The sequence below is a fragment of the Lewinella sp. IMCC34183 genome (genome assembly GCF_003390915.1).
Taxonomy (GTDB): Bacteria; Bacteroidota; Bacteroidia; order Chitinophagales; family Saprospiraceae; genus Neolewinella.
In genome coordinates, this window is the sequence record NZ_QMEM01000008.1 from 256,943 (window position 1) to 263,689 (window position 6,747).

Here is a 6,747-nt window from a genome sequence, read left to right on the forward strand (position 1 = left end):
CAGGGCGAGACATAGTAGCGGTAGGGCCAGGAGTTTGTTCATCGGGCGTTGGTTAAGGGGCGGGTTGTGTCGGGAGTTCCGGATAACAAGGTACGCCTGCCGCCTAGAAGTTGTAGCTCAGCCCGTTGATCCATTCGTAGGTCGTGTTGGGTACGTCGGGCAGGCCCTGGTTGAGCAGCGGGTCGTGGGTGAGGCTGAAGTTGGAGGTGACCGACAGGCGGGTAGTGAGCCGCAGCGCCAGTGTGGTCGTGGTGGAGATCCGCGGCTGGCGGAAGTCCGGCAGGATGGGCTGGTAGTAGGTCGTATTTGAGATGGAGAGCTGCTCGAAGGGGTAGAGGTTGAAGCTCAGGTACGAACTCAGGCGATGACTGCGGTAGATGATCTCGCCGCTCGCCACTTCGTCGTACTCATACATGTAGAGCGTACCGACGTATACCCGGTTGCGGTCGACACTCAGCAGCTTGAGGCGCGGCCCCGTCCCCGCCAGGGTGCGCAGCTGCAGGCGGATCTGCTCGTTGTACTGTACCTGGCCAAAGGTCTCCCAGCGAATTTTGTCGCTCAGGTAGTAGGCGTAGCGCAGGTGCCCGAAGCCGGCATTGAGGGCGTTATCGCCGCTGACCTGCACCAGCTTGTAGTCGGCGAGCCCAAGGAGCGCGACCTTGCGTCCCTTGCGGTCCACGCGTACGGTACCGTTCAGGCTGAGTACCGAATTTCTGTTCTTAGTCAGGTTGCCGCCCAGGTCGATCCGGCCGTACCAGCCGATGGTATCAAAGCCGCGGCGCTGGTCCTCGATGTTTACGATCTGGGCGCTGACGCGGGTGCAGGGGAGGCCCGCAACCAGTAGCAACAGGGGTATCAGACGTCTTAGGTGCATACAAACAGTTAAGCGCGTTCCGGGGCCCCGACCAGGGTGGAACGGGGAATCAGGTAGCGGGCTCCACCGAAGAGTAGTCCGGCAAAAAGGAGGTTACCCGCCGCGCTGTTGAGCAGGAAGGGCAAACCGGCCGCGTAGGCCGCCAGAAGGCCGGCACCGGTCTGGGGATAGAAGGCCGAGCCGAGCCACACTCCGAAATTGGTCAGCAGGAAGAACAGCAGCGTACCCGCCCCGGTAGCCCCCCCGATTCGCAGCCAGCTGAAGCGCTTTCCCCGGAGCAGGCCGAAGCCCAACAGGACCGTCAGCGCAAAGCCCAGGTAGACCCAGGTACTGAAGCCCCAGTAAAAGCCCTCGTAGTACTCCGCGTAGAACAGGTTGTTGAGGGCCAGGTCGCTCAGGTAAAGAGCAGCGAAAGGCACCAACCAGGCCATCCACTTCCGGCCGAAGGCGGCGGCCCCGAAGAGGGCCATGGCGCCCAAGGGACCAAAATTCGGCCAGTGCGGCAGCAGGCGGCTGGCGGCGGCAAGCAGGATGAGTCCGGTTAACAGAATTAGGGTGGTGTTACGATCGGTTTTTGGCATGGGGGCGAATTAGGCTGCGAAGATACAATGCACCCGGCGGACGCCTGACCAAGCCCGGCCAGGCAAATGCTGCTTCTTTTTTGGCCGACCGCACTCGTACCGTAGTAGTCGAGCGAGGGTGTAATCAACTGCACCGGGCGGTAAGATGTGCTCAGCCAAGGCTTCGAACCCAACACCCGATGCCACCGGGGACCCACGAATACCACTACACCGGTGCAATCCGCCACGCGGCGAACCCATCTGAACCTAATTTCTCCCACTTCCTTTGCTCCCGCGCTCCGGCGCAACACTTGCTGTCTGCGGTGGGGCGGGAGTCGTCCGTGATCAGTGGACGGCGCGCGAGGCAAGAACCCTGTAAGCGAAAAACCTGAAGGCGATACCCTCCACGCCGCTACCGCGGATCCTGGAAGCTAGGATGCCGATAAGCTTCCCGTCGGCACTCTGTATGGGACCGACGCTGTTTCCGGCTTGATGGATACGTGGATCTGGATCACTTCCGTATTGTCGCGGTTCCGGACGCCGGAGATGATGTCCTTCTACCGGGCCTGGTCTGGTTGGCGTTCCGATGGCGGACGTCCCGGCCTACGGTGACTAGGTCCGTTATGTACAGGTTCAAATAGTGGGTGTACTCCCGGCCTACCTAGAGCAGTTCCAGGGCGTCGGGGGCGTCGGCGGCGTTGGAGCGTACTACCTGGGCGGACAGCCGGAACAGGTCCTCGGGCATTGGTGCCTTGGATGCAGAACGGAAGCACAGGAAAGGGGCAAACACATCAGGACCGCAACAGCGATTCGGGTGGTATGGACAACGATACAAGTTGTGGTTCAGCCCCTGCTACACTGACGTATATACCAATGACGGCGGCGTGAAAAGCGAAAAGGAAGGTGGCGAGTTATGCAGCAGGAGCGAAACAATCGCTTCGCCCACTGCTGCATAACATCCAACCATTCCTGTGGCCAACCTAACTAGTTGCATCAGCCATGGCGTATGTACGCAAGCTTACGAGCATACGTAGCGGCAGACCCTACCAGGCGCGCTGCTTCCTGGGTACAAGGAAAGAATCGGTCGGTCAGAAATCGGATCGTAACGGGATATCTCCCGCTTACATGGTGATCTTCTCGCCGCGCTTGCGCTCGGCTTCCCGCAGCAGGGTCTTGCGCAGGCGCAGGCTTTCGGGGGTAACTTCCACGTACTCGTCGGCCTGGATGTACTCGAGGGCCTCTTCCAGGGAGAACTTACGGGGCGGTACTAGGCGGGCCTTATCGTCGTTGCCAGAGGAGCGCATGTTGGTGAGCTTCTTGGTCTTGGTCACGTTGATGACGAGGTCGACGGCGCGGCTATTCTCGCCGATCACCTGTCCTTCGTAGATCTCCTCGTTCGCGTCGATGAAGAAGCGACCGCGGTCCTGCAGGTTGTTGATGGAGTAGGGGATGGCCTTGCCGTTCTCCATAGAGATCAGGGAGCCATTGAGGCGGCCGGGGATCTCGCCCTTGTGGGGCTGGAACTCCTTGAAGCGGTGCGTCATGATGGCCTCACCCTGGGTGGCGGTCAGCATATTGGAGCGCAGGCCGATGATACCGCGGCTGGGGATCTCGAATTCGAGGGTGACCCGCTCGCCCTTCGGCGTCATGCTGAGCATCATGCCCTTACGCTGCGTGATCATGTTGATGGCGGTGCCGGACATTTCGTCGGGCAGGTCGATGGTGAGTTCTTCGACGGGCTCCTGCTTCTGGCCGTCGATCTCCTTGACGATGACCTGCGGCTGGCCGATCTGGAGCTCGTAGCCCTCGCGGCGCATCGTCTCGATCAGTACGGAAAGGTGCATAACGCCCCGGCCGAACACCTTGAACTTGTCTGCGCTATCGGTTTCCTCGACGCGGAGGGCGAGGTTACGCTCGAGCTCGGCGGTGAGGCGATCCTTTATGTGGCGGCTAGTGACGTACTTGCCTTCCTTACCGAAGAAGGGGCTATCGTTGATGGTGAAGACCATGCTGAGCGTCGGCTCGTCGATGGCGATGGTGGGCAGGGCTTCCGGGTTTTCGCCGTCGGCGATGGTGTCGCCGATTTCGAAGCCTTCCACGCCGAACAGGGCACAGATGTCGCCCGACTGCACTTCCTCCACCTCGGTGCGACCGAAGCCCTGGAAGGTGTAGAGGTTGCGGACGCGCTGCTTGGTCTCTTCCCCTTCGCGGTTGATGAGGGTGACGGTCTGGTTGCGCTTCAGGGTACCGCGGCTCAGCTTGCCGATGGCCATGCGGCCGATGTACTTGCTGAACTCGATGCTGGTAACCAGCATCTGGGTATTGCCCTCCTTGATCTTGGGGGCGGGGACGTGTTCGAGGATGGCATCCAGCAGGGGCAGGATGTTGTCGGTGGGCTTGCGCCAGTCTTCGCTCATCCAGCCGTTCTTGGCCGAACCGTAGATGGTGGGGAAGTCGAGCTGTTCCTCGGTGGCGTCGAGGCTGAACATGAGGTCGAAGACCATTTCGTGGACTTCCTCGGGGGTACAGTTGGGCTTATCGACCTTGTTGACCACTACGAGGGGGTTCAGGCCGAGTTTAAGGGCCTTGTCCATTACGAAGCGGGTCTGCGGCATGGGGCCTTCGAAGGCATCCACGAGCAGCAGCACGCCGTCGGCCATGTTGAGGACGCGTTCCACCTCGCCGCCGAAGTCGGCGTGACCGGGGGTGTCGATGATGTTGATCTTGGTGCCCTTGTAGTTGATAGACACATTCTTGGCCAGGATGGTGATGCCGCGCTCACGCTCCTGATCGTTGCTGTCCATGATCAGTTCGCCCGGGCTTTCGTGATCGCCGAAGAGCTGACCGGCGAGCAGCATTTTGTCCACCAGGGTGGTTTTGCCGTGGTCGACGTGGGCGATGATGGCGATGTTGCGAATAGATTCCATACGGGTTGGCTTTTGGGGTGCCGGTTTAAGCGCGCAAAGGTACGGGTTTTTTGGTTGGCAGGCGTAAGTACTTCCGTAACGGGTACAAAGAAGGGGACGCGCACGCGGGTGCAGGGGAAGGTGAGCAACATGGGGTTGGCAGGTTGGGTGGGATGGGCTACTTTGGAAGCGGATGAGCAATCCACCCAAGGCTGAAAGATTGATGGCGGTACCGGCGGCGACGCATGGAGGGCGAAGCCGTGTGTAAACGTTTATAGTCGAATATATACGTTTATAGTCGGGTAAGTGGATGGTAGTACCCTTTCCTTTACGGGAAAGCCCCGCATATGTCGAACATACTGATCCAGAAAGTTACCGGAAACACTGATATACGCTACGTATTTCGTCCGCAATCCTTCATCGCGGATTTCACGAACCGCTGCGCGGCCGTTGATGGCTTGAGCTACCATCGGGACCAAAAATACTGGTCGGCGCCCGCCGGTCCCGAAACCATAGCTGCATTGAAGGATACGTTCGGTAGGTGGGTTCTTCGGTGGACGTTCGACCTCGTCCCCACCCCCCAGCAGCCGGGGGTCAGGCCGGTGGAGGAGAAGGAGTCCGCCTTGCGGGTAAAGAAAATGGAGAGTGGCAGGCCGCTTGCGTCACACTGGCAGGAGCGACTGCTGCGAGTAGAGGAAGAGCTGCGGGTACTGCGGTACAGTTGGCGTACGGTGAAATCTTACCTTTCACATCTCCGCGGGTTCTTCGCTACCCATCCTGACCTGCAAGCAGAAGAAGTAACTACCGAAGTAGTGAAGCATTACCTACTAGACCGGGCCGACCGTGACGGGTGGGCGCCTGCCACCCAGCATCAGCTGCTCAACGCGCTCAAATTCTGGATGGAGCACGTAGAGAAGCGCGAGAAGACCTTTATCGAATTGCGTCCTAGGAATCCGCAGAAGCTGCCGCAGGTACTGAGCGTACAGGAGGTAAAACGACTTCTAGCGTCGGTGCATAATCTCAAACACCGCTGCATTCTGAAAACTATTTATGGGGGCGGCCTGCGGCTGGGCGAAGTGTGCCGGCTCCGCCTCACTGACTTGCTGGTGGACCGCATGCAGATATACATACACTCCGGTAAGGGCAACAAGGACCGCTACACGACACTGCCCCAGACGCTGTTATCTGATTTGGAGCGCTACCGGGAGGAATACCGTCCGGATTATTGGCTCTACGAGGGCCGGGAGGGTGGTCAGTATTCCGTTCGTAGCGTACAGGCGATCTTCAAGCGTGCGATCAAGGCGAGCGGAGTAAATCCTTACGCAACCGTACACACCCTGCGGCACAGTTACGCCACGCACTTGCTGGAACGGGGAGTGAGCCTGCGTCACATTCAGGAATTGCTGGGGCACTCCAGCAGTCGGACCACCGAGATCTATACTCACGTATCCAGTGCGGAGAAGCAACGGATCATCAGTCCGCTGGATGATTTATGAGCGAAACCCGAAGACGGAGGGCGTCGAGTACGGCAGAGGTACGGGGGTGGGCAAGCATGCTGGACTGACCGTTGCGTCTTTCCGACATCCGGGCGGTGTGTTCACGTCAACTGCACTGTACCCGTCAATAGCATCCGCACCTCCTTCTCCAGTTGCGTGATTCTGACTACTGGGTGTCGTGTTCACGTTAATAATTTCACCACCATAGTGTAATTTCACGCAATGCGGATAGGTTGATGTTGGCGGCCATTGGCAGTTTAGCCCGCGGGCTGATGCCAAATCAGTTGCGCATCTCCGCGCCCGGGCTAAAGGTTGACCGGTAATCGCCGGGACTGCGCCATTCTGCAGCGAATCGACAAGTGGCGGGCTAAAGCCCGGCCACCTGCGCTTCGCTCCGCAGAAGGCGCAATCCGCCAGAGGAAAGCAGGGTGCGTCGGCCACGTCCGCCAACACGGCGCCTACGTCAATCCGGGGGCTCCGTGGTCAAAGACAAGCACTAGGGTGACGGTAGTGGCCATTGCGCCGCCGTTCTCAATGGGCCAAAAGCCTCCGCTGGCGCTCCGGGTTTTGTCCCATGTTCACTGGCGGCGCAAAGGCTAGCTTTGTGTTTCAGGTTTGGAGCCGGTGCTCGAATGATCCCGGATAGCGTAGGCGCCCTCGTTCGCCGAAAGCAATACCCGCATCCCCTCAGAAAAACCTATCAAAGTTGATCAAAGTCATCAACAAGTCGTATCTTTAAGGGCAATCAAGCCAGATGCCACTCAAAAACCGCCAGTCAGGTAAGTCCCTCGCTTCCACCATTGAAAAACTACGCGAAGAGGATTACCGATGGCTCAGTTCTTCTCGTGACTTTCAATTCGACTGGTCGACGGAAAAAAAGAATGAGGTTTACAAAATCTGTTTGGTGGATG

5 protein-coding genes are annotated in these 6,747 nt (G+C 58.9%); 1 reads left to right on the forward strand and 4 read right to left on the reverse strand.

Annotated features, from left to right (window positions below; genetic code table 11):
* Positions 1 to 103: 103 nt before the first annotated feature.
* From DQG19_RS17235 to typA, 4 genes are all read right to left on the reverse strand, one after another.
* Positions 104 to 874 carry a DUF481 domain-containing protein gene (locus tag DQG19_RS17235; protein WP_116127534.1) on the reverse strand — a complete coding sequence of 257 codons (771 nt, stop codon included), beginning with the start codon at positions 872 to 874 and terminating at the stop codon, positions 104 to 106.
* 8 nt (positions 875 to 882) lie between these two features.
* Positions 883 to 1,455, reverse strand: coding sequence for a DUF6580 family putative transport protein (locus tag DQG19_RS17240; RefSeq protein WP_116127535.1), 573 nt, complete (start codon positions 1,453 to 1,455; stop codon positions 883 to 885).
* A gap of 640 nt (positions 1,456 to 2,095) precedes the next feature.
* Positions 2,096 to 2,224, reverse strand: a complete 129-nt coding sequence (locus DQG19_RS21510; protein ID WP_255418775.1) for a hypothetical protein — start codon at positions 2,222 to 2,224, stop codon at positions 2,096 to 2,098.
* Between the two features lie 331 nt (positions 2,225 to 2,555).
* Positions 2,556 to 4,361 carry a translational GTPase TypA gene (gene typA / locus DQG19_RS17245; RefSeq protein ID WP_116127536.1) on the reverse strand — a complete coding sequence of 602 codons (1,806 nt, stop codon included), beginning with the start codon at positions 4,359 to 4,361 and terminating at the stop codon, positions 2,556 to 2,558.
* A gap of 326 nt (positions 4,362 to 4,687) precedes the next feature.
* Here typA and DQG19_RS17250 point away from each other — a divergent pair, with 326 nt between their 5' ends.
* Positions 4,688 to 5,836: a tyrosine-type recombinase/integrase gene (locus DQG19_RS17250; protein WP_116127537.1), complete on the forward strand. Its 1,149-nt coding sequence runs from the start codon at positions 4,688 to 4,690 to the stop codon at positions 5,834 to 5,836.
* The last annotated feature ends 911 nt before the right edge of the window (positions 5,837 to 6,747 follow it).

Excerpts from the sequence above, each read along its gene's own strand:
- DQG19_RS17240 (WP_116127535.1), bottom strand. The coding sequence starts at position 1,455 with ATGCCAAAAACCGATCGTAACACCACCCTAATTCTGTTAACCGGACTC.
- DQG19_RS17235 (WP_116127534.1), bottom strand. The coding sequence starts at position 874 with ATGCACCTAAGACGTCTGATACCCCTGTTGCTACTGGTTGCGGGCCTC.
- typA (WP_116127536.1), bottom strand. The coding sequence starts at position 4,361 with ATGGAATCTATTCGCAACATCGCCATCATCGCCCACGTCGACCACGGC.
- DQG19_RS17250 (WP_116127537.1), top strand. The coding sequence starts at position 4,688 with ATGTCGAACATACTGATCCAGAAAGTTACCGGAAACACTGATATACGC.